The sequence below is a fragment of the Pararhizobium qamdonense genome (assembly GCF_029277445.1).
In the GTDB taxonomy this organism is placed as follows: Bacteria; Pseudomonadota; Alphaproteobacteria; order Rhizobiales; family Rhizobiaceae; genus Pararhizobium; species Pararhizobium qamdonense.
The window spans coordinates 65,141-85,577 of record NZ_CP119567.1 but is presented as its reverse complement, the minus strand read 5'-3'; the positions used below and the strand labels follow the sequence as shown (position 1 = coordinate 85,577).

The following is a 20,437-nucleotide window of genomic DNA, read 5'->3' as shown; positions in this document are numbered from 1 at the left end:
CTACTTCTTGCGCGGAAAGCGCTTGGCAAAATCATCGGCGATTTCGTTCATGGTGACGAACTTCACGCCCGGATGCTTGCTCATATGGGCAAACAGCCGTTCCAGCATCATCAGCACCTGCGGCCGGCCGGCCACGTCCGGGTGGATGGTGATCGGGAAAACAGCGTAATCCATTTCGCGGTAGACCCAGTCGAACTGGTCGCGCCACATCTGTTCGATATCATGCGGATTGACGAAACCGTGGCTGTTCGGGGCTTTCTTGATGAACATCATCGGCGGCAGGTCGTCGAGATACCAGGATGCCGGAATTTCGATGAGATCGGTTTCCTGGCCACGCTTCAAGGGCACCATCCAATCGGACGGCTTCTTGGAATAGTCGATCTTGGTCCAGCTGTCGCCGACCCGCACGTAATAGGGCGTGAAATCGTTGTGCATCAGCGAATGGTCGTACTTGATGCCACGCTCGAGCAGCAACTCATTGGTGACGTTTGAAAACTCCCACCATGGCGCAACATACCCGGTGGGCCGCTTGCCGGAGAGCTTGGTGACGAGATCGATGCACTTGTCGAGGATCTCGGTTTCCTGCTCGCGCGTCATCGCGATCGGGTTTTCATGCGTATAGCCGTGAATGCCGATCTCGTGGCCCGCATCGGCCACAGCCTGCATCTGCTCGGGAAATGTCTCGATCGAGTGGCCGGGAATGAACCATGTCGTCTTGATGCCGAAGCGGTCGAACAACTTCAGGAGACGCGGGCTGCCAACTTCGCCGGCAAAAAGACCGCGCGAAATATCATCAGGCGAATCCTCGCCACCGTAAGAGCCGAGCCAGCCTGCAACGGCATCGACGTCGACGCCGAAACTGCAAAAGATTTCCTTCGCCATGGTATGTCTCCTTGTGGTTTCTTGTTTGAAAAGTCGTCTCAGTGAACGGGAATGACGGTCGCTAGCGCCGGGTTCCACGACAGAAGAACGCCGGACCCGACGGGAAAGGCCTCTGGCTGATATTTATCGATATGCGCCTCGAGCGAGACCGCGCGGCCATCCGGCAGGCTGGCTGTCAGATGCGAGATGTGACCAACCACATCGAACCGCTCGATCCGAGCATCGACGACATTGCCGCCGATATTGCCGACGAGACGCTCGCGCAGGCCAGCGTCTGCCGCATGCACTTCCATGGCCTCTGCGGGGATGACCAGATTGACCTTCGTCTTGCCAGGCACGGCGCCATTGGCGCGCCCAGACAACATGCCCACAGGCGTGGACACGGCGATATTGTCGCCCTCCGCACCCTGCACTTCACCCTGGAAGATCGTGTTGCGGCCGATGAACTGCGCGACGAACGGCGTGTTCGGGCGGGTATAGAGCTGATGCGGCGGGCTGATCTGTTCGATGCGGCCCTGGTTCATAACGACGATACGGTCGGACAATGCCAGCGCTTCCGACTGGGCATGGGTGACGAAGATGAAGGTGATGCCCAAAGTCTTTTGCAGCAGTTTCAGCTCGTTCTGGATCGCCTTGCGCAGATTGGCGTCAAGCGCGCCCAGCGGCTCGTCGAGAAGAAGAATATCTGGTTCGACCACGAGGCCGCGGGCAAGCGCGATGCGCTGGCGCTGACCGCCGGACAGCTTGTCCGGCTTGCGCTCGGCAATATCCTCCAGCCCGAGCGTGGCGAGGATCCGGTCAACCTTGGCGTCGCGCTCGCTTTTCGCCATGCCCTTGACCTCAAGGCCATAGCCGACATTGCGGCGCACGGTCATATGCGGGAACAGGGCGTAGCTCTGGAAAATCATCGACGTTGGCCGCCCCTGCGGCGGCACATCGTTCATCCGCACGCCCTTGATCATCATGTCGCCGGAGGAAATGCCTTCAAATCCGGCGATCATCCTCAGCGTCGTCGTCTTGCCGCAGCCGGATGGTCCCAGAAACGCGATGAACTCGCCCTTGGTGACGGACAGATTGAAATCAATGACCGCCGGTGTCCCGTTGTCGTAAACCTTGCCGACATTGATGAGTTCGAGGTCGTAGATCATGAGTGTCGCTCCGGACAGGATAAGGAATGCGTCAGATTGTGACCCTTCCCTTTACGGGAAGGGCTGGATGCAATGCCGGGTGGGGTGACTTTCGAGAAAACCAAAAGATCACCCTAACCCGCGCGTTCGCGCGACCTCCCCCCTCAAGGGGGAGGTAGAGGTTATGCGCTCAGGAATTCGTCCCATTTCTGGATGAGATGGTCGTATTCATCCGGCCACTGATGCCAGTAGGCGACATTGGCCGCGCGCTCTTCGAGCGAGCCGCCATCGCGCAGATCGCCTTCCTTGATGCCGCGCTCCTCGGCGCCGGCCCAAGGCTTGCCCTCATACCAGAAGGCATATTTTTCCGGCGCCATGACATCCTTGATGTTGGTCGAAGGCGAGTAATAGCCCTGTTCGGAAACGGCGATCCCCGGTTCGCCAGAGAGCCAATAGTCGGCATAGGCGATGACGGCTTCGCGGTTGGCCGTACCGGCGATCATGGTCGGGCCGATCGCCCAGCCGCGATAGCCTTCCTTCGGGACGGCATATTTGCAAGGCTTGCCCTGCGCCTTGACGGCCATGACAGCTGGCTGCCAAGCATCGCAGACGACCATTTCGCCCGACGCCATGAGGTTGACCAGTTCGCCGAAATCACCCCAGAGAGCGCGGAACTGGCCTTCCTTCTTCTTGGAAATCAGGAAGGCTGCAGCCTCGTCGATTTCCGCAGCTGTCGCGTTTCCGGGGTTTTTCACGTCGGAGAGACCGAGCGTGTTCATGGCCATGATGGCCTGACCGAAGGCGATCAGCGGATCGGTGTTGAGGCCGGACTTGCCCTTCCACTTCGGGTCGAAGATCGCAGCCCATGTATTGGCTTCTTCGGCGCTGACCACGTCGGGATTGTAACCGATCGAATCGTAGTTATAGACGGCAGGCACCATGTTGAGCGTGGTCTGCGCCTCGTCTGCCCAGATCTGGCCGGTGATCTGCGCCTTGGCATCCCACTTGTCGCTCGGCTTGGTGAAGACTTCGCGGATGTTGGCCCAGTTCTTCAACGATGCGGCCGGGATGACCTCGACATTGTCGGTCATGACGATCGACGGCAGGCGCTCGGCGATGATTTCCCAGCAATCGTAATCCTTCGAGCCGGACAGGATCTTGGTCTGCGCATCCGGGAAGGTCGCGGCCGTGCCGGACGTGCTGCCGACGCCCGACGCCTTCTTGAACTCTTCCAGAATACGCTCCTGTACGGTCACCGAAAGACCGATGGTGCGCAGGCTCTGGCTGGCAAGATCGGCAGCCTGGGCATAGGCTGCACGAGACGACAGAAGGTGCGTGCCGCCGCCCATGGCGAGCGCCATCATGCCTGCGGACCGCTTCAGAAGGGAGCGGCGATTGATTTCCATGTTGGACATGTCTCTTCTCCAGTTGATTGTTGTTCCCCGAACCCCGTTTGATCGCGGCTCATTCTTCAGTCTCCGCAGGCCGCAGGCGGCGGTAGCGCCCGCCGTGCGGCCCAGACGGTTCAGTAGCGCCCCACGAGGAGGCCTCCATCCACGACCAGCACCTGGCCGGTCATGTATCTCGCGCCATTCGACGCCAGAAACGCGATGACGTCAGCGATATCCTCTGGCGTGCCGAGCCGCCCCATCGGGATGAATTCGGCGGCTTTTTCAGCGCCCGCCGGACCCAGCGAATTTTCTTCCGACAGCAGCTGCGCCGTGCGGATATATCCCGGCGCGATGCCGTTCACCCGTACACCGTCGCGGGCGAGCTCTACGGCGAGACCCCGCACCAGGCCGATGACGCCGGATTTGGCGGCGGAATAATGCACATGTTCGTCCCAGCCATAGGCAATGCCCATGATTGACGAGAGCGCGACAATGCTGCCGGATTTGCGCGCCCGCATGCCGGGTGCTGCGGCCCGAACCAGCCGGAAAATACCTTTGAGGTCGATGTCGAAGGTCAGGTCCCACTTTTCGTCGGTGAGATCAGCGAGAGGCGTGCGGTGCGCGATTCCGGCATTGGCGACGATCACGTCGATGCCGCCATGGCGGTTTTCGATATCCGCAACCAGGGCATTCGTCGCCTCGGTCGAGCGCACATCGTAAAGCTTGAACTCGGCAGAGCCGCCAGCGGCCACGATGGCCTGCGCGGTCTCCGTTCCCTTGTCTTCAAGAATATCGGTGACGACGACGTGGTCGCCGCGTGCGCCAAGAGCCTTGGCCGTCGCTTGCCCGATGCCGATCCCGGCGCCGGTAACGATGGAAATACGTTTTGATGGTTCTGTCATACTCGCTTCCTCACAACATCACATCGCCGGAATTCGGCCCAAGCGTCTGGCCGACGAACAGGCTTGCGGCCGGCGACGCCAGAAAGGCCACGGTCTCGGCAACTTCCTCCGGCTCGCCGAAACGTCCGAGCGGCAGTTCGGCCTTCTTGGCTGCACGCCAGCCGTCCGAAAGCTCCATGACGAGCGGCGTGTTGATCGGACCCGGCGCGACCGCATTGACGCGCACGCCGCGCTTGGAAACCTCGCGGGCCAGCGCCTTGGTCATGCCGATGATGGCAGCCTTGGCACCGGAATAATGGGTAAGCTCGACGCCGCCGATCTGGCCGAGTTGCGATGCGACATTGACGATCACGCCCTCGCCGCGTTTCAGCATGGCGGGCAGCACCGCCTTGGTCATCAGGAACGTGCCCCGCACATGGACGGCGAACATCCGGTCAAAATCCTTGACCTCGAGATTTTCAAACAGCGCCTGATGCGCAATTCCTGCGTTGTTGACGAGCAAATGCGTCTCGCCATGTGCGGCCAGAGCGGCCGCATGGATTGCGGCAACATCCGCCTCAGACGAAACGTCGCCCGCAACGGCTGCCGCAGCTCCGCCAGCAGCCTGGATTTCACGCACGACGGCTTCGGCTCTCTCAAGCGAAAGATCGTTGACCGTCACCGCATATCCGTCGGCGGCGAGCTTTTGCGCAATCGCACGGCCGATACCGGAGCCTGCACCGGTGACGATGGCAGAGCGTTTTTCCACCGCCATCAAGCTTCCTCCTGGATCGCCATTTGCTTGGCGCGCCGCACCGACAGCGTCATCAACACGGCGTAAGTGCCCAGCAATGCGAAGGAGAACAGTGTTGTCAGCACGCCGAAGGCAAAGACGTTCGGATGCACCTCGACCGAGAAGGTGCCGTAGATGGCAAGCGGCAGCGTCAGGTCACGGCCAGAGGCAAACAGGGTGCGCGAGAACTCGTCGTAAGACAGGGTGAAAGCAAACAGCATGGCCGACAGCACGCCCGGAAAGATCAACGGGAACGTGATCTTACGGAAGGTACGGGCCGGCGAGACGCCGAGCGACCAGGCCGCCTCTTCAACGCTCGGATCGAAGCGATTGAAGATCGCCAGCATCACCAGGAATGCGAAGGGGAAGGTGTAGACCACATGCAGCACGAAGGCCGTGCCCCACCAGTGGCGGTCGATCCCGAGCGAATTGGCGACCAGCGCCATGCCGAGGCCAACGAGAACGCCAGGCACCATCATGCCAAGGACGATCAGATAAAAGACAAAACCAGAGCCTTTGAACTTGCGGCGGAACGCCTGGGCTGCGGAAACGCCAAGAACTGTCGAAACGATCATCGTCATCACCGCCAGCGCCATTGAGCGGAACAGCGCCTCGTTGATCGGCAAAGGCGAGATGCGCGACGGCGGTGTCAGGCCGAAAAGATGCTTGTACCAGTAGGTCGACCATTCGATGATCGGAAATTGCGGCCCGCCTTCGGGGCCCGTCTGGAACGACAGGATCGCCAGAACCACGAGAGGACCATAGAGGAAGACGAGAAAGAGCGCGGTATAGGTGCCAAGACCGAATTTGATGCCGGATGCGTTCATGATCAAAGCTCCTTTCTGAGATCGACGACCCTGAGGAGTGCGGCAACCACCGCGCCCATCAAGACGGTCAGCACGACGCCGGCCACCGCCGCAAAGGCCCATTTCAGCGACCCGACCTGGGTCACGATGATATTGCCGAGCAGGTTGACCTTGCGGCCGGACAGTGCGGCAGAGGTTGCGAATTCACCGAGAACCATGACCGAGACGAAGATGCCGCCAACAACCACGCCCGGCATGGACAGAGGCAGGATGATGGTACGGAAGATGCGGCCAAAGCTCGCGCCAAGGTCCTGCGCCGCCTCGATCACCGAGGGATCGATACGGCCGAGCATGAAGGCGATCGGCCCGACCATGAAGACGCAATAGATCTGGGTCATGCCGATGATCACCGACAGTTCGGAAAATAGCAGGACCTCGATCGGCTGCTGTACAATGCCGATCTTCATCAGGATCAGGTTGATGGCGCCTTCCTTGCCGAGCATCGGCCGCCAGGCAAGCACCCGGATGAGGAACGAGGTCCAGAACGGAATGACGCACAGGACCAGAAGGACGGTCTGGATTGTCTTGTTCTTGACGAACAGGCCGACGAAAAGTGCGGCGGGATAGCCAACAAGCACTGTCGAGACCAGAACGATCAGCCAGATCCGCACCGTCGTCCAGAGCGCACCCAGATAGGTTTCGCTGCTGAAAAATGTGATCCAACTCTTCAGAGTGAGCGTCGGCTCGATCTTGAAGGTGGTTTGCGTCCAGAAGGAAACATAGACCATCATCAGGATCGGCAGCACCAGGAACAGCACCATCCAGATGACGCCGGGCGCCAAAAGCCAGAGCGCGGGGCCGGAGAGCTTTCTTTTGGCTGAAGTTTCAACCTGCGTTTCATCGCCAATCGCGGCCATCGTCATCTCTCATTCTCCACAACAGGCAAAGGCGTTTGTGACAGGGTTTTTTCACGCAAAGACAAGAGCATCCTCCCGCTTCCAGACCAGCGCGTAGCGGCCTTTCTCGGCATAGGCCTGCGGTGCCGCGCGGCTGAGATGAGATTCCACCTCGAACATGCGGCCATCATCGAGCGAGAAGAAGGAATTGATCGCCGCCCCGGAATATTCGCTGGCGACAAAATTGCCTTCGAGACGAACTTCGTCGTCTTGAACCGGCGCATCAGTGCCCCGGATCTCCACCCGGTCGTAGCGGATCGCATAGGCAGGCGGCGATGCCACCTGGCGAAAGCCTCCAAGCGCAAATCGACCGGCCGGACTGACGAAGACATCGTCCGTGACACCGCCGGAAAACAGATTGTAGCAATTGAGAAAGCGCGCCACGGCGGGCGAAGCCGGACGATTGTAGAGAAGATCTGACTGCGCGGACTGGGCGATGTGGCCATGATCGAGAACCAGAACCGTATCGCCCATCGCAAGCGCCTCGCTCTCGCTGCCCGTCACATGCAGGAAGGTCACGCCACAACGCTCGCGGATGGCCCGCAATTCCGTGCGCATGCGCGAGCGTAGATTGGCGTCAAGCGCGCCGAGCGGCTCGTCGAGCAGAACCATCTTCGGCTCGGTCACCAGCGTGCGGGCAAGAGCCACGCGCTGGCGCTGACCACCGGAAATCTGCGTCACGCCCCGATCTTCGAGGCCGTTCAGACCGACCAAAGAAATGATGTCGCGGACCTTTGCCTTGACGAGGGCTGCGTCGGTGACCGGGTTGAGCTCGCGGTTGACGAGACCGAAGGCGATGTTCTCGGAGACGGAAAGATGCGGAAACAGGGCGAAATTCTGGAAAACGAAACCAATGCCGCGATTGTGCGGCGCGATGCCGTCGATCCGCTTGCCGCCAAACTGGATCGACCCCTCTTCGGGTTCCTCGAAACCTGCAATGACGCGCAGAAGCGTGGTCTTGCCGGAACCGCTCGGCCCCAGAAGCGAGATATAGGCATTGTCGGGCAGAGACAGCTTGACCCTATCCAGCGCCTTTTGGCCGCCATAGGATTTCGAGACGTTCGTGAGTTGAAGAGCTGCCGACACCGCTATCCTGCCAGTTTCAAGGCAAGGAACATCCTTCGGCAAAGCTTCGCCGATGCCCAAATCGCTGATGGGTTCCGGCAGGCAAGCAAAAGCCGTCAGCGCAAGCGTCACTTGCGCGTCAAAATGATGTTCCTTGGCGTTTCAAAAATGTTCCACCTGTCACGCTTCTTGCGAGCGTTTCGAGTAAGGAAATCATGACATGAATGATTTTTGTATTCAATAGGCTTTTTCAAAAAATCAAATTCACATCGAATTTATCTTTTGGGCGATCAAAATACATCATAAAAACAACCGCTCTCGGCAAACCCCCAGGTCAATGGCGCGCCCAGAGATCGCATCACAGTGTTATAAAATAACGAATTCGATCAAAATTATGCGCAAACGCACAGCTTAGCGACGAAAATGACGGCGCATCAGTGCTTAAGCGGCTTCGATTTTCAATCCCGCTATAAAATGAATATTTTCGCGATAATGTATTCAATATTCATTTTAAAGCACCCTTGTCCTTGCTCCCTGCAAACGCGTAAAACTGAACCGTGGGCGATGAGCCAAAAAGAAAGTGCCGGATTTGATGACTGAAGATCGCAGCGGGTCGAATGTGCAGAAGCGATACGAAATCGCTGAGGATATTCTGCGCAGCAACATCATTGGTGGGGTACTGCCGGAGGGTCTGGTGCTGCTCGAAGGGCCGATTGCAGACATTCTGCAAATCTCCCGCGCGCCGGTCCAGCGTGCGCTGCAGACCCTGGAAGCCGAGGGGCTTCTGCATCGCTTCAGCGGCCGCGGCTATCTCGTCGGGCCGCCGGACCAGGGGATCGAGCCCAATCGCACCGATATCAAGACGCTCGGCCTGCACATCCCGCAACATGCCGACCAGGCGCTTCAGAGCCGGTCGTCCTGGGAGCGTATCTACAACACCGTCGAGGCGGATGTCGCCGGCTGCGTGGTGTTTGGCCAGTACCGCATTGTCGAGATCGAGCTTGCGAACCATTTCAACGTCAGCCGCACCGTGGTGCGCGACGTGTTGACCCGCCTGCGCGAGCGCGGTCTTGTCCGCAAAAACCAGAGTTCGCACTGGATCGCCGGGCCGTTGACGGCCCAGATCGTCAAGGATCACTTCGTGCTGCGCCGCATGCTGGAGCCGCAGGCAATCGTCGTGGGCGCCGGGCATGTCGATCATGCCGTGCTGACCAATCTGTTTACGCACCTCTCGGCGCTGGAGCGCGAGCAGCCGAAGGATTATTTCGGCACGGTGGAAACCATCCAGTCGCGCTTTATCGAGACCTGCGTTCTGGCGACGCCGAACGAGCGGCTGAAAGACCTGATCCGCAACAACCTCTTGCCGGTGACGGCAACCGAGCGGCTCCTGCGCCGCCTGGGCCTGCCCGGCGACCCGGCCATCATTACCGAGCTTCGGCTGATCGTCGAGCTTTTGATGCGCGGCGCGGCGACGGCGGCGGCCGCCATGATGGAGAGCCATCTGGACGCTTCCGTCAATCGCACCATCGCCCAGATGAAGATCGTTGCGATCATTCCGGGGCCGAGCGTCACGGCCGATTACCTGACGCGGGTTCTGGAATAGCGGCAGCGCCGCCTTCCGAACTCCCTTGCCGCAATCGCCGTGTCGCAAAGCCAGCACCGGATAATCCTCCGTTTAAGCCAAAGCCGCGCGAAGCTCGGCCAACAGCGCCTGCCTGTCGGCCCGCGCCTGCAGCGCCTCCTCCATCGTCACCTTGATGAACCGCGCCGGCGTATGCGGCTGCAACTGGCCGATCAGGTCCATGTCGGCTGAAATCACCGTCCCAACCATGAAATATCCGCCGCCGGAAACGGCATCGCGGTGCAGGATGATCGGCTCCGTGCCGCCGGGCACCTGGATTGAGCCATAGGGATAGCAACTATCGACAATGTTGGACGGATCAGAACCGGCGCCGAACGGCTGGTCACGATCGACGAAATCGAGCTTGCGGCCGCCCTTGAAACGATAGCCCATGCGGTCGGCTTCCGGCGCAACCTTCCATTCGTCATCGAAGAAATTTACCTGCGACTGCTCGGTGACGCGGTGCCAGTAGAGGCCTGGCAGCACACGCAGTTCCACCGGCGCGCCCGGCTTGCGGCGCAGCGCTTCCGGCACGGTCTTGCCGTCGGTTGCAAGGCTGCCCTTGCCCACCGGCAATTCGTCCCCCGGCGCGATCGGCCGGCCCTTGAAGCCGCCAAGCGCACCGATCGGATAGGTCGAGCGGCTTCCCAGCGCTTCCGGCACATCGATACCGCCGGACACTGCAATGCAGATACGAGCGCCGGCTTTCAGGAAATCGAACGTCAGCGTCTGCCCCGCCTTGACGAGAAACGCGGTCCAGCCCGGCTGGATGGCGCCATCGACTTTCGGCGGCATGTCGGCGCCTGTCACGGCGACCAGAGCATCCTGCGTGAACTCGAGCTTCGGGCCCATGAAGACGGCCTCAAGCCCCGCGGCCCCTTCGTCATTGCCGACGAGAAGATTGGCTGCCCGCATCGCATAGCGGTCCATCGCGCCGCCAACGGGAATGCCGAGATGAAAATAGCCCGGACGGCCGAGATCCTGAACGGTGGTCGCGAGACCATGATGGAGAACCTTAATGGCCATGGAGCATCCCCTCCAGCTTGGCATTGGTGCCGTCAATATCCTTCTGGAATTCGCGCAGATCGAAACTGACCTCGCGGATCGGCGGTGCAAACCGCCCCTTGTCGACATCCTCGACTGCCTGATCATAGGCATCACGGCCGATCGGCTTGAATTTGACGATATCGCCCGGACGGAAGAACACCATGAAATCCTGGAGGTAGCTGGTGGTCTGCGTCGGATCGAAGATCGGCATCGGCGTGATGCCGAACATCTGGTAGCCGCCGGCACCGCGCACGGAATAGATGCAGCCGAAGCAGCCGCCGTGGCCGACAGTCAGCCTCGGCGTATCGGTGCGCGGGCGCAGATATTTCGGCACCTGGATTTGCCTCTGGCGCTCGACCATCTGATACATGAACGGCAGCCCCGCGACGAAGCCGACCATAGAGACGAACCAGGGCGAGCCCGAATGCGCCGCGATGAAATCATCGACAGAGCCGAAATCGTTGATGCGGGCGGCATAATCGAGATCGGTGCCGGCCGGGTCCTGATGGCGTTCGCGAAAACGCATCAGCGTTTCATGCGTCCAGGGATCATTGTAGAAAACCGGGATCTCGACGATGCGGGTCTTTAACACCGGTTCGGCCTTGGCGGCCGCGCCTTCGATCGACTTCACCTCGCGGAGGATATCGTTGGGATGGATGATGTCGGGATTGAACTTGATCTGGAACGAGGCATTGGCTGGGCAGATCTCGGTGACCCCTTTGATACCGCTGTCGCGCACGCCTTTCGCCATCGACAGACTGGTGAAGAACGCCTCGAGCGACATCTCCTCGCTGCATTCGACGAACAGATGTTCATCGCCTCCGAATGTATAACGCAAGCCCATCAGGCAACCTCCGCAATCTTGCCGGACAGGCCGGCGAATTCGGTCTCAAGCCATGTTTCAAGAAAACAGGTATGGAAAGCGCCACGCTTAACGCTGTCTGCGCCGGCAAGCGCCAGATGCAACGGGATCGTGGTTGGAATGCCGGTGATCACCAGACCTTCGAGCGCAGCCTTCAGCCGCTCAAGGCAGGCATCGCGGCTTTCCGCCCAGACTATCAGCTTCCCGACAAGGGAATCGTAAAATGGCGGGATCGAATATCCCTCGTAGAGCATGGTGTCGAAGCGGATGCCCTCGCCTTGCGGGATCGTCAGCGCCTCGATCCGCCCCGGTGCGGGCATGAAGTTGCGGGACGGGTCCTCGGCATTGATGCGGCATTCGATGGCATGGCCGTGCGCCAAGATATCTCCTTGCGCGATCGACAGTTTTGCGCCGCCGCAAACCTTGATCATCTCCTGCACGAGATCGATGCCGGTGATCATCTCCGTCACCGGATGCTCAACCTGGATGCGGGTATTCACCTCGATGAAATAGAAGTCCTGCGTGATCTCGTCATAGAGATATTCAACGGTGCCCGCGCCGCGATAGCCGACCTCGCGGGCAAGCGCCACGGCGCTGGCGCAGAGCTTTTCGCGCACTGCTGCCGGTAACAGCGTGGACGGTGCTTCTTCCCAGACCTTCTGGCGGCGGCGCTGCAGCGAGCATTCGCGTTCGAAACAATGGACGAAGCTCTCGCCGTCGCCGAGGATCTGAACCTCGACATGGCGCGCCTTGGTGATCACCTTTTCGAGGTAGAGACCACCATCGCCAAAGGCGGCGGCGGCTTCTGCGGATGCTTGCGGGAAATGACGCTCGAGATCAGCCATGGTCTCGGCAATGCGGATACCGCGCCCGCCACCGCCTGCGGCCGCCTTGATCATGATCGGAAAGCCGGTTTTTTCCGCAATGGCGCGGGCCTCATCGAGGCTGGCGATCCGTCCCGCGCTGCCGGGAACGGTGGGCACCCCTGCGCGGGCCGCCACTTCACGGGCAGCGACCTTGTCGCCCAGCAGCCTTATCGCATCGCCCTTCGGCCCGATGAAGATCAAGCCGGCCGCCTCGACCGCATCGGCAAAGTCGGCATTTTCAGAAAGAAAGCCATAGCCCGGATGAACCGCATCGACCCCTGCGGCCTTGGCGGCTGCTACGACGGCATCGATGTTCAGGTAGGATTTCGCGGCGGATGGCGGGCCGATATTGACGGCCTCGTCGGCCAGCTTCACCGCCAGCATATCGGCATCGGCAGCACTATGGACCTGTACGGTGCGGATGCCGAGCGCCTTTGCCGCCTTGATGATGCGCACCGCGATCTCGCCGCGGTTGGCAACGAGGAGCGAGCGGATGGTCATACCTCCACCTCCGCGATCACCTGACCGGCCATCACAGGCTCTTCGTTATCGACCAGGAAGCGGATGGCCTTGCCATCGACACCGGCCGGGATTTCCTGGAAGGTTTTCATCACTTCGATCATGCCGATCGTGTCTGCACTCGCCACCGCGTCTCCGTCCGCCTTGAACGGGGCGGCGTCCGGCGCCGGTGTCCGGTAGAAGGTGCCCGGCAGGGGCGATCTGATCTCAAATGTGCTCATGTCTCTCTCCGCTTTAATCTATCAATGGCCTGTGATGGCCGAAACCGGTGCGATACGAATGCCGGCTGCAATCAGCGCCTCGCGCATCTGACGCACGATTTCGAGCGCGCCGAGCGTATCGGAATGGAAGCAAATGGATTCAAAGGCGATATCGACATCTCCCCCGGAGACGGTCTTTACCTTTCCCTGCTTGCAGGCACGCACGACTTTCTGGGCGATCGCGGCAGGGTCCGGGCGCCCGGCATCACGGGTAAACACGATCGACCCGGTGTCGCCGTAATCGCGGTCTGCATAGAATTCGCGCACGACCGGCTGCCCTGCTTCCCTGGCTGCCCGCTCCGTCGCCGAACCGCCCATGCAGAAAATATAGGCCTGGGGCTCCACCGTGCGCATATATTGCACGAAGATCTGCGAAAGTTCAGGATTAACCGCCATTTCCATATAAAGCGCGCCATGCGGCTTCACATGTTGCAGGCGGGCACCATGGCGGCGGGCAAATTCGCGCACTGCGCCGACCTGATAGATGATGTCGTTGACCAGTTCCCGAGGCGTGCCTTCGATCTTGCGGCGGCCAAAGCCCTGGAGGTCGTTATAGCCCGGATGCGCACCGATGCCGACACCATGCTCGGCTGCCAGCCGCACGGTTTGATCGATGAGGTTTGGATCGCCGGCATGGAAACCTGCGGCAATATTGGCTGAACTGATCAGCGACATCAGCGACGCATCGTCGGTATCGCCGACACGCCAGCGTCCAAACGCTTCGCCCATATCGCAATTGATGTCGACTGCTTCAATCACCGTCTGTCCCTCGCCTGCCTGCCATGAAGCAACGTTATCGCTTTGCCGCTTTTTTTGACAAAGACACGCTAGGGCGAATTGACTCATTTGAAAAATTCTATTTTTAAATGCATCGTATCTGAAAATCAGAACATGCTGCCCACAAATATTGCAGCGCAAACATGTGGGTTATCAACAAGTTGACGGCAGCTGAACCATTAAAAGGCGGATAGTTGCCCTTTTTGCGATCGGTAGTTCTGATTTTCGGATACTGAAATTCTGCTTTTTCGATGGGAGGGTACAGTTATGACGATCAGTTTGAGACAGCTTCGCTACTTTGTCGCGACCGCAGAGCTTGGACAAATATCGCAGGCGGCGATCGATCTTTCCATTTCCCAATCGGCCATCACCACAGCGATCAAGGAGCTGGAGCAGACAGTGGGAGCCGGCCTGTTCATCCGCACGCCGCACGGCATGGACCTGACCGCCGCCGGACGCCAGTTCCTATCGCATGCCTATGAGATCCTGAAGAAAGTTGACGAGGCGACGCATTTGAACGTCGTCAATAATGAGGTCGAAGGCATTCTCACGGTTGCCGCAACCTATACGGTCATCGGCTATTTCCTGCCTTTGCATATCGAGCGCCTTCGACGGCTTTTTCCCAAGCTCGAGATCCAGCTTTTCGAGCTGACGCGGGAATCCATTGAGGAAGGCCTGTTGGCGAACCGCTATGATATGTCGGTGCTGCTCACCTCAAACATTCTGAACCCGTCGCTTGTGACGGAAAAGGTCTTGAGCTCGACCCGCCGCCTCTGGGTCCCCGCGCAACATCATTTGCTGCAGGCAGAAAGCGTCGGCCTGGCGGAGATCGCCGAGGAGCCCTACATCATGCTGACCGTCGACGAGGCAGCCCATTCATCGTTGAAATACTGGAGCGCCTCGTCCTACCAGCCGCAGGTGATCCTGCGCACGTCGTCGGTCGAGGCGGTACGTTCGCTTGTCGCCAACGGCCAGGGCGTGGCCATTTTGTCTGACATGGTGCATCGCCCCTGGTCGCTGGAAGGCCGGCGCATTGAAACCATCAATGTTCGCGATACCATACCGGCGATGGACGTCGGATTGGCCTGGCGCAAGAATATTGACCTCTCCCCGCAGATGCTCGCCTTTCGCGCCTACTTCCAGCAGGCATTTCACCTGCCGGGCAATGCGCGCTGACACGGCATTTCTGTTTGGTTCGATAGGTACCGAACAGAGTCTTTAATCCGACAGCGTGCAGGTCTATCCGCGCAAAACACCACCGGCAACGATGACCTCTTGCGGCGTATCGACGTCCAGATGGGCGGCGTCGCCGATATCGACATCGATCACCGGCAAGCCGGAGGTCTCAATGAGGTGCCGCGCGCCGGTATCGCCAACAAGCACCTTTACTGCAGGCCCCAAAGAGCGTGGCAGGATCACCGGGTTGCCGCGCTTGCCGTTAGACACCGCCCGCACGATCACATCTCCCGACGACGTCCGGAACGCAGCGATCAGCGCGTTGAGATCGGCATGTGTAACGCCCGGCATGTCAGCGAGCATGACAAGCACGCCGTCGGCTTCATGCACGCCGGGTGCGTCAAAGCCGGTCACCAGCGAACTTGCAATACCCGTTGCATAATCGGGATTTTCGGCAATGTGGATGCCAAGACCGTCAAGCGCGGTTTCGATCTCCGCGCGGCGATGGCCGGTGACGGCGACAACGGTCGCGGCATCGGCACCAAGGGCAGCAAGCGCTGAACGCCGCACGAGCGGGATACCGTCGAATTCGGCCAGCAGCTTATGAGCTCCCCCCTCGCCCATACGGCTTGCCTTGCCGGCAGCCAGAAGGACGATCGCGACGGATGCCGTGCCATCGAGCATATCATTTGCGCCAACCGGTTTTGATTGCGGATCGATCTCCATCGGGAACACTCCGGTCGGTTCTGGCAAGGCGCGCTGGCTTTCAACTGTCCTGTTCATCCTCTTCCGCGATCTTGCGCAGAAGGTAGAGAAGCGCCACCCGCTCGGCCGGGTTGAGACGGCCCATCGTCTTTTCACTGATAAGATGGCCTTGCGGATACATCTGTTCCAGCACCGCATCGCCCTTGGGCAGAAGCGAAATCACCACCTTGCGGCCGTCTGCCTCATCCCGGGAAAGATCGATCAGGCCCCGCGCCTTCAGTCTTTCGACGATGCCGCGGATGGTTGCCTGATCGACCGAGGTCGCCTTGACGAGTTCGACCTGCGAGCTGGGGCCGAGGTCATGCAGGGCGCAAAGTGTCACGAATTGCACGGATGTGAGGTCGGGATCGCTGGCATTGCTCTGGAAGATGGCGAGATGCCGCTGATAGGCTTTGCGCAGCAGATGGCCCACCTGCTCGGTGACCAGATAAGGGTCGCGCCGGCTCAAGTCCTTCCTGTCATCGCCGCCAGTCATTGTTGTCACGCTCGCTCCCATTCCATTCTGTCTTCTTCCAAAACGCTGCAAATCGCAAGCGGATCGATCGTCAAGACCGGACTGACACGAGCGGCTGTGGGCGAGGGTGAGGTCTCGCGGCACGGTGCTGGCGTGCCGCGAGACAGCTTGTAATTTACTCGAGGACGCGATCCTTCGATTCCGCGTTGATCAGCCAGACGCTGACGGCAGCGACAACCAGCAGGCCGGAGATCACGCCCAGAGCAAGGCCGAAGTTCGAGGTCATCAGAGGGGCCACGATCGACGGTGCCAGGAGACCGCCAAAACGTGCGACCGAACCGGCCATGCCCATGCCGCTTGCCCGCAGGGTCGTCGGGTATATCTCGGGCGTAAATGCATAGATTGCACCCCATGTGCCCAAAAGCGCAAAGCTCAGCAGCAGGGTTGCGGCCACGATAATCTCCGCCGTCTGCCCCAGGCCGTAGGCCAGCGTTCCAATAGCGCTGAGCAGCAGGAAGCCGATCAATGTGGGCTTCCTGCCCCATTTCTCGACGCCATAGGCCGCAAGTGCATAGCCCGGCAACTGTGCGATTGCCAGAATGACGAGGAAGACCTGGCCACGGACAAAACCGAAACCATCGGCGGCAAGCTTTACCGGCAGATAGACGAACACGCCGTAATAGGAGACCGAGATCAGCATCCAGGCGAGCATCAGGAAAATCGTCCGGCGGCGCAGATCGCCGGAAAAGAGTGCTGATATCGACTTGCGTTGCGGCTTCTGCTGCACGAGCGGCGGAATTTCAACATTCGTGCCGTTGGCCTTGGCGACCGTCTGCAGCACTTTCCGCGCCTGGTCCGAGCGTCCCTGCTGATTGAGATAGAGGGGCGATTCCGGAACGTAGAAGCGCAGCACGACGCCGATCAGGGCGGGAAGACCCGTCACGAAGAAAATCGTCCTCCAGGCTTCACCACCTTGTGTTCCGGCACCGAGCGCCAATAGAGCGAGGGCGACGGTGCCAACAGCCCAAAAGCCTTCAAGTAGAACCAGCCAGCGGCCGCGCCTATCGGAGGGAAGGAACTCGGCCATCATGGCGTAATCGACCGGAAGCGTGCCGCCGACGCCAAGGCCGGTCAGGAACCGTGCCACAAGCAGCCACTGGAGATCGGGGGCGAAAGCCGAGGCGACACCGCAGATCGCATCGAGGATGATGGCGATGAACAGCACGGGCCTGCGGCCAATCCTGTCCGCCAAGCGTCCGAAAACGAAGGCACCGATGAGCATTCCGAGGAAAAACAAAGTGCCGGTCTGCAGCGCCTGCGGAACGGTAATGCCGAAACTGGCGGCAATCGACGGCGCGCTGAAACCGATCGCCAGCACCTGCATGGCGTCCGCCGCCCAGACCAGGCCGAAAATGACGAACAGACGCTTTTGGAAAGCGCCGACACCGGCCATTCTCAGACCGTCTTCAACTGTAATTGGTGACTGCATGGTACCCCTCTTTATTTGAAATCATGCCGGTCGCTGTGGTTCAAGAGCGGTGGTCTCTGCCACCTTGTCTCTCGACAGCGAACGCACGGGTTTGCCGTGCCCAGGCCACCACGCATGGCGGCCAGGGCTCTTAAAATTTCTCCATCGTTTCGATGAGAATTCGGCCGGAAGCCGAAGGATCAGTCGAATTTGTACTGCATTTCCTTGACGGCGATGTCGCCGTTCAGAACCATCGGCTCGTCATCCAGGAACAGCGAGCAATTGCGCATCGGGATGTCCAGATGGCAGGCCGTATCGTTCGGTCCGCCCAGCTCGTTGTTGGGGCCGGTCGAGAACATCACGTTGCCGTAGAAGGAGCGTGCTTCCATGCCCATGCCGCCTGGGAATTCGCCGGGCACCATGCGATGCCATTTGGCGTTCTGATTGAGGCCCCAGCCGACATGGCTCATGCCCATGCCGCGCGGATCGTTGAAACCGTCCATGTACGACTTCACAAGCTCGGCATCGAGGCCGCCGCGGATATCGGTGATCCAACCGTTTTCGATCGTGTAGATGATCGGATCGCGCACGTAGATATTCTGCGGCAGCAGGATATCGCCGGGAGCAACGACGATCGTCCCGTCGACGCCGTCATCGTCACCACCGGTGAATACGAAGCCGGACGGCCAATGGTCCCAGCGGCCCGGCTCGTCGGTGCAGGCATATTCGGTGATGGCGGGATAGGTGTTGAGCTTGTAGGTCACGTCCGTGCCATGCTCGGACGTGATCCGCATCACCTTCGCCTTGGAGAGCAGGTCGCCGGCAAATTCAACGCGCTCGCGCAATTCCTTCGTCGGCAGCATGCGGGCGAGAAGCTCCGGCGGTTCCACGGCCGTCAGAATACGCGTGCCGGACGCCTGGATTGCCATCTGTTCCGGGCTGAAGAGCAAAAAGATGCAATCGATCAACATGTCGGCGGCCTTCAGCGCCTCGACCGCTTCCGGCATGGCTGCAAGACCCGTCTGGCCGACGGCCCATGCGCCGGCCGGCGGCACCGGCGGCAAACGCATGTGATACATCTTGGCGCCAAGACGCATGCCCGCCGCCATGAAGGCATCGGCATAATCGAGGCGCTCGTTGCCCTGGGTCAGGACGATGAGTTTTTCGCCCTCGTGGACGCCCGACATCTTCAACTGATGCAGGCAGATTTCCGTGAAGCTGAAGTGATCCATGCTTGTTCCCTTTATTGATTCAAGGCGTGGGTATTTTGTCCCGTTACGGACAGCCGATCTTGACCTTGGCGATTTCGGCGATCGCTTCTTCCTTTGAGACGACATCGCCATATTTGCTGTCGATGTCGAAGAGGTTGGCATTGTGCGGGTCGGGATGCCGGTCGCCGACGCAATCGCGCACGACGATGGGCCTGAACCCGTATTGAACCGCATCGACGGCACTTGCCCGGATGCAGCCGCTGGTCGAGCAGCCCGCCATGATGACCGTGTCGATGCCCTGCGCGTGCAGATGCGACGCCAGGCTGGTGCCGAAGAAAGCGCTGGCATATTGTTTGACGATGACGAGCTCACCGTGTTCGGGCTGCACCTCATCGCAGAACTCAGCCAGTACATTGCCCTCGACCATCGCCTTCATGACCGGCGACTTCTTCACCCACATGCCGCCATCCGCGCAGTTTTCCGCCAGATAGAGAATGCGGGTATGGATGATGGGAATGCCGGCGGCGCGGGCGGCCTTGATCAGTTCGGGCGCCTGCGCGACCGCATCGACCACGCCGGGTGCATAGAGGGGCGCGCCCTCGATCGTATAGGCTTTCAGGAAATCAATAACGAGAAGAGCCGGACGTTGACCAAAACCGATCCGGTTGCCCCATACACCCTGATAGTTCGTTTCCGCGCTTTGCATCATCGTCTCCCTAGTAGGCCCCGGACAGAAGCGCACCGGCACCCGGCGCGACCGCTTCCAGACCGAGCGATTTCAGCATGCAGTAGGTGGTGGCGGCCGCCGCCGTCAGAACCGGCTTTCCGGTCATCGCCTCGACCTTGGCAATGACAGGCAAAGACGGCATCTGCACGCAGGCCGACAGCACGATCACGTCGACATCCGTCAGATCGAGCGTCTGCACGATGGCGGGCAAGTTCTCCGGATCGTGGCGCGCGACATCGAGATTGTCGGGAATTTCCAGCGCGCGCCAATCCACAACCTCGAAACCTTCTTCGCGGATATAATCGACGACGAGTTCGGTGAGCGGCTTCATATAGGGTGCCACCACGGCGATCTTCTTCGCCTTCATGACCTTCAGCCCTTCGATCAGGGCACCGGCGCTGGTGACGACCGGGATATCCGTTCCGTTTTCCTGGGTGCGGCCGGTCAGGCGCTTTTCGGACTGGCGATGGTAGCCGAGCCCCATGGCCATGATTGCAACCAGGCAGGCGTAACCCAGCACATCGACACGGGCATCGGAGAGTTCGATGGCGCAACGGTCGGATTCCGCATCCATCGCCGCCAGTTCTTCCTTGACCACCTTCTTCATGCGCATGCGGCTGGAATGGAAGGTGAAGCGTTCCGGGCGGATGGATTGCCGCGCTGTCAGCATGGCCGGGATTTCGGTTTCCATGGTGGTGTTGGAACTGGGTACGATCTGACCGATACGGTAATATTTCTGCATGGATGACATCCTCTGCTTCACGAACATTGGCAAACAAGAAA

The 20,437-nt window shown here is 59.9% G+C and carries 21 protein-coding genes; 2 read left to right on the top strand and 19 right to left on the bottom strand.

Features of this window, described 5'->3' with window-relative positions; genetic code table 11:
* The 8 genes from PYR65_RS21675 to PYR65_RS21640 form a co-directional block, all read right to left on the bottom strand.
* Window positions 1-882, bottom strand: a complete 882-nt coding sequence (locus tag PYR65_RS21675) for a polysaccharide deacetylase family protein (RefSeq protein WP_060637550.1) — start codon at window positions 880-882, stop codon at window positions 1-3.
* 38 nt (window positions 883-920) lie between these two features.
* Entirely contained in the window at window positions 921-2,030 is a 1,110-nt protein-coding gene (locus PYR65_RS21670) for an ABC transporter ATP-binding protein (protein ID WP_276121530.1), read from the bottom strand.
* A gap of 161 nt (window positions 2,031-2,191) precedes the next feature.
* Complete coding sequence (locus PYR65_RS21665) at window positions 2,192-3,424, bottom strand: ABC transporter substrate-binding protein (RefSeq protein ID WP_060637548.1); 1,233 nt, start codon at window positions 3,422-3,424, stop codon at window positions 2,192-2,194.
* A gap of 110 nt (window positions 3,425-3,534) precedes the next feature.
* Window positions 3,535-4,302, bottom strand: a complete 768-nt coding sequence (locus PYR65_RS21660) for an SDR family NAD(P)-dependent oxidoreductase (RefSeq protein ID WP_276121529.1) — start codon at window positions 4,300-4,302, stop codon at window positions 3,535-3,537.
* A gap of 10 nt (window positions 4,303-4,312) precedes the next feature.
* Window positions 4,313-5,056, bottom strand: a complete 744-nt coding sequence (locus tag PYR65_RS21655) for an SDR family NAD(P)-dependent oxidoreductase (RefSeq protein WP_276121528.1) — start codon at window positions 5,054-5,056, stop codon at window positions 4,313-4,315.
* A complete protein-coding gene (locus PYR65_RS21650) occupies window positions 5,056-5,901 on the bottom strand; it encodes an ABC transporter permease (RefSeq protein WP_060637545.1) in 846 nt (281 codons plus the stop codon). The genes PYR65_RS21655 and PYR65_RS21650 overlap by 1 nt, the downstream gene beginning before the upstream one ends.
* 2 nt (window positions 5,902-5,903) lie before the next feature.
* The gene (locus PYR65_RS21645; protein WP_276121527.1) at window positions 5,904-6,803 is read right to left on the bottom strand and encodes an ABC transporter permease; all 900 of its coding nucleotides are present in this window, start codon (window positions 6,801-6,803) and stop codon (window positions 5,904-5,906) included.
* A gap of 45 nt (window positions 6,804-6,848) precedes the next feature.
* Window positions 6,849-7,922, bottom strand: a complete 1,074-nt coding sequence (locus PYR65_RS21640; RefSeq protein ID WP_276121526.1) for an ABC transporter ATP-binding protein — start codon at window positions 7,920-7,922, stop codon at window positions 6,849-6,851.
* 571 nt (window positions 7,923-8,493) lie between these two features.
* Here PYR65_RS21640 and PYR65_RS21635 point away from each other — a divergent pair.
* The gene (locus PYR65_RS21635; protein ID WP_060637652.1) at window positions 8,494-9,504 is read left to right on the top strand and encodes a GntR family transcriptional regulator; all 1,011 of its coding nucleotides are present in this window, start codon (window positions 8,494-8,496) and stop codon (window positions 9,502-9,504) included.
* Between the two features lie 72 nt (window positions 9,505-9,576).
* On the opposite strand, the gene PYR65_RS21630 is transcribed toward PYR65_RS21635, so the two are convergent.
* Genes PYR65_RS21630 through PYR65_RS21610 form a run of 5 tightly spaced genes read right to left on the bottom strand, consistent with a single transcriptional unit; the run spans window position 9,577 to window position 13,835 of the window.
* Window positions 9,577-10,548, bottom strand: coding sequence for a 5-oxoprolinase subunit C family protein (locus tag PYR65_RS21630; protein ID WP_276121525.1), 972 nt, complete (start codon window positions 10,546-10,548; stop codon window positions 9,577-9,579).
* Complete coding sequence (locus tag PYR65_RS21625; protein WP_276121524.1) at window positions 10,538-11,413, bottom strand: 5-oxoprolinase subunit B family protein; 876 nt, start codon at window positions 11,411-11,413, stop codon at window positions 10,538-10,540. The genes PYR65_RS21630 and PYR65_RS21625 overlap by 11 nt, the downstream gene beginning before the upstream one ends.
* The gene (locus PYR65_RS21620; protein ID WP_276121523.1) at window positions 11,413-12,798 is read right to left on the bottom strand and encodes an acetyl-CoA carboxylase biotin carboxylase subunit; all 1,386 of its coding nucleotides are present in this window, start codon (window positions 12,796-12,798) and stop codon (window positions 11,413-11,415) included. Before PYR65_RS21620 ends, PYR65_RS21625 begins: the two co-directional genes overlap by 1 nt.
* Window positions 12,795-13,037, bottom strand: a complete 243-nt coding sequence (locus PYR65_RS21615) for an acetyl-CoA carboxylase (RefSeq protein ID WP_060637540.1) — start codon at window positions 13,035-13,037, stop codon at window positions 12,795-12,797. Before PYR65_RS21615 ends, PYR65_RS21620 begins: the two co-directional genes overlap by 4 nt.
* Before the next feature lie 21 nt (window positions 13,038-13,058).
* Window positions 13,059-13,835, bottom strand: coding sequence for a 5-oxoprolinase subunit PxpA (locus tag PYR65_RS21610; RefSeq protein ID WP_276121522.1), 777 nt, complete (start codon window positions 13,833-13,835; stop codon window positions 13,059-13,061).
* Between the two features lie 285 nt (window positions 13,836-14,120).
* Between PYR65_RS21610 and PYR65_RS21605 the strand changes: the two genes are divergently transcribed.
* The gene (locus tag PYR65_RS21605) at window positions 14,121-15,029 is read left to right on the top strand and encodes a LysR family transcriptional regulator (protein ID WP_276121521.1); all 909 of its coding nucleotides are present in this window, start codon (window positions 14,121-14,123) and stop codon (window positions 15,027-15,029) included.
* A 63-nt stretch (window positions 15,030-15,092) separates the two neighbouring features.
* Here PYR65_RS21605 and PYR65_RS21600 read toward each other — a convergent pair whose 3' ends face one another.
* From PYR65_RS21600 to PYR65_RS21575, 6 genes are all read right to left on the bottom strand, one after another.
* A complete protein-coding gene (locus PYR65_RS21600) occupies window positions 15,093-15,812 on the bottom strand; it encodes a nucleotidyltransferase family protein (protein WP_276121520.1) in 720 nt (239 codons plus the stop codon).
* Window positions 15,796-16,269, bottom strand: a complete 474-nt coding sequence (locus PYR65_RS21595) for a MarR family winged helix-turn-helix transcriptional regulator (RefSeq protein WP_276121826.1) — start codon at window positions 16,267-16,269, stop codon at window positions 15,796-15,798. The genes PYR65_RS21600 and PYR65_RS21595 overlap by 17 nt, the downstream gene beginning before the upstream one ends.
* A 154-nt stretch (window positions 16,270-16,423) precedes the next feature.
* The gene (locus PYR65_RS21590) at window positions 16,424-17,737 is read right to left on the bottom strand and encodes an MFS transporter (RefSeq protein WP_060637537.1); all 1,314 of its coding nucleotides are present in this window, start codon (window positions 17,735-17,737) and stop codon (window positions 16,424-16,426) included.
* A gap of 179 nt (window positions 17,738-17,916) precedes the next feature.
* On the bottom strand, window positions 17,917-18,948 hold the full coding sequence (locus PYR65_RS21585; RefSeq protein ID WP_276121519.1) for a M29 family metallopeptidase: 1,032 nt from the start codon (window positions 18,946-18,948) through the stop codon (window positions 17,917-17,919).
* A gap of 43 nt (window positions 18,949-18,991) precedes the next feature.
* Window positions 18,992-19,633, bottom strand: a complete 642-nt coding sequence (locus PYR65_RS21580; RefSeq protein ID WP_276121518.1) for an N-carbamoylsarcosine amidohydrolase — start codon at window positions 19,631-19,633, stop codon at window positions 18,992-18,994.
* Window positions 19,634-19,643: 10 nt separating this feature from the next.
* Entirely contained in the window at window positions 19,644-20,396 is a 753-nt protein-coding gene (locus tag PYR65_RS21575; protein WP_060637649.1) for a maleate cis-trans isomerase family protein, read from the bottom strand.
* Between the last annotated feature and the right edge of the window lie 41 nt (window positions 20,397-20,437).

What these genes read in the sequence shown, in the direction of transcription:
- PYR65_RS21630 (WP_276121525.1), bottom strand. Translation starts at nt 10,548, where the DNA reads ATGGCCATTAAGGTTCTCCATCATGGTCTCGCGACCACCGTTCAGGAT.
- PYR65_RS21670 (WP_276121530.1), bottom strand. Translation starts at nt 2,030, where the DNA reads ATGATCTACGACCTCGAACTCATCAATGTCGGCAAGGTTTACGACAAC.
- PYR65_RS21655 (WP_276121528.1), bottom strand. Translation starts at nt 5,056, where the DNA reads ATGGCGGTGGAAAAACGCTCTGCCATCGTCACCGGTGCAGGCTCCGGT.
- PYR65_RS21625 (WP_276121524.1), bottom strand. Translation starts at nt 11,413, where the DNA reads ATGGGCTTGCGTTATACATTCGGAGGCGATGAACATCTGTTCGTCGAA.
- PYR65_RS21645 (WP_276121527.1), bottom strand. Translation starts at nt 6,803, where the DNA reads ATGACGATGGCCGCGATTGGCGATGAAACGCAGGTTGAAACTTCAGCC.
- PYR65_RS21580 (WP_276121518.1), bottom strand. Translation starts at nt 19,633, where the DNA reads ATGCAAAGCGCGGAAACGAACTATCAGGGTGTATGGGGCAACCGGATC.
- PYR65_RS21575 (WP_060637649.1), bottom strand. Translation starts at nt 20,396, where the DNA reads ATGCAGAAATATTACCGTATCGGTCAGATCGTACCCAGTTCCAACACC.
- PYR65_RS21660 (WP_276121529.1), bottom strand. Translation starts at nt 4,302, where the DNA reads ATGACAGAACCATCAAAACGTATTTCCATCGTTACCGGCGCCGGGATC.
- PYR65_RS21615 (WP_060637540.1), bottom strand. Translation starts at nt 13,037, where the DNA reads ATGAGCACATTTGAGATCAGATCGCCCCTGCCGGGCACCTTCTACCGG.
- PYR65_RS21585 (WP_276121519.1), bottom strand. Translation starts at nt 18,948, where the DNA reads ATGGATCACTTCAGCTTCACGGAAATCTGCCTGCATCAGTTGAAGATG.
- PYR65_RS21650 (WP_060637545.1), bottom strand. Translation starts at nt 5,901, where the DNA reads ATGAACGCATCCGGCATCAAATTCGGTCTTGGCACCTATACCGCGCTC.
- PYR65_RS21600 (WP_276121520.1), bottom strand. Translation starts at nt 15,812, where the DNA reads ATGAACAGGACAGTTGAAAGCCAGCGCGCCTTGCCAGAACCGACCGGA.
- PYR65_RS21590 (WP_060637537.1), bottom strand. Translation starts at nt 17,737, where the DNA reads ATGCAGTCACCAATTACAGTTGAAGACGGTCTGAGAATGGCCGGTGTC.
- PYR65_RS21665 (WP_060637548.1), bottom strand. Translation starts at nt 3,424, where the DNA reads ATGTCCAACATGGAAATCAATCGCCGCTCCCTTCTGAAGCGGTCCGCA.
- PYR65_RS21595 (WP_276121826.1), bottom strand. Translation starts at nt 16,269, where the DNA reads ATGACTGGCGGCGATGACAGGAAGGACTTGAGCCGGCGCGACCCTTAT.
- PYR65_RS21620 (WP_276121523.1), bottom strand. Translation starts at nt 12,798, where the DNA reads ATGACCATCCGCTCGCTCCTCGTTGCCAACCGCGGCGAGATCGCGGTG.
- PYR65_RS21635 (WP_060637652.1), top strand. Translation starts at nt 8,494, where the DNA reads ATGACTGAAGATCGCAGCGGGTCGAATGTGCAGAAGCGATACGAAATC.
- PYR65_RS21675 (WP_060637550.1), bottom strand. Translation starts at nt 882, where the DNA reads ATGGCGAAGGAAATCTTTTGCAGTTTCGGCGTCGACGTCGATGCCGTT.
- PYR65_RS21605 (WP_276121521.1), top strand. Translation starts at nt 14,121, where the DNA reads ATGACGATCAGTTTGAGACAGCTTCGCTACTTTGTCGCGACCGCAGAG.